Origin of the sequence: Pseudomonas sp. UM16, from assembly GCF_050312595.1 — a bacterium.
In the GTDB taxonomy this organism is placed as follows: domain Bacteria; phylum Pseudomonadota; class Gammaproteobacteria; order Pseudomonadales; family Pseudomonadaceae; genus Aquipseudomonas.
Genome location: NZ_JBNPJT010000076.1, coordinates 1 through 397, shown reverse-complemented (window position 1 = coordinate 397; position 397 = coordinate 1). Strand labels below are relative to the sequence as shown.

The window sequence follows — 397 nt, the reverse complement described above, 5'->3', positions numbered from 1 at the left end:
ACGCCGGCGTTGATGCGCTGGATCCACAGACCACGGAAGGTCCGCTTCTTAACCTTGCGGTCGCGATAGGCGTACTGGCCGGCCTTCTCGACGGCCTGACGGGCGATGCGGATCGTGTTCTTGCGACGACCGCGATAGCCCTTCGCCTGCTCCAGGATGTTCTTGTGCTTGGCCTTGGTGGTTACACCACGCTTAACTCGTGCCATTTCTCAGGCCCTCCTTACTTCAGACCGTAGGGCGCCCATGCCTTGATGTGCGCGACATCGGCATCGGCGAGCACGGAGGTGCCGCGGTTCTGGCGGATATACTTGGCGTTGTGGCTGATCAGCCGGTGGCGCTTGCCGGCCACACCGTGCTTCACCTTGCCGGTGGCGGTGAGCTTGAAGCGCTTCTTCAC

2 protein-coding genes are annotated in these 397 nt (G+C 62.2%); both read right to left on the bottom strand.

The features are described from left to right. Positions 1 to 206, bottom strand: a 206-nt coding sequence (gene rplT / locus ACQRAX_RS25630; protein ID WP_427867788.1) for a 50S ribosomal protein L20, incomplete at its 3' end; no start/stop codon positions are given. Positions 207 to 220: 14 nt separating this feature from the next. After that, the gene (locus tag ACQRAX_RS25625; protein WP_427867789.1) at positions 221 to 397 is read right to left on the bottom strand and encodes a large ribosomal subunit protein bL35; all 177 of its coding nucleotides are present in this window, start codon (positions 395 to 397) and stop codon (positions 221 to 223) included.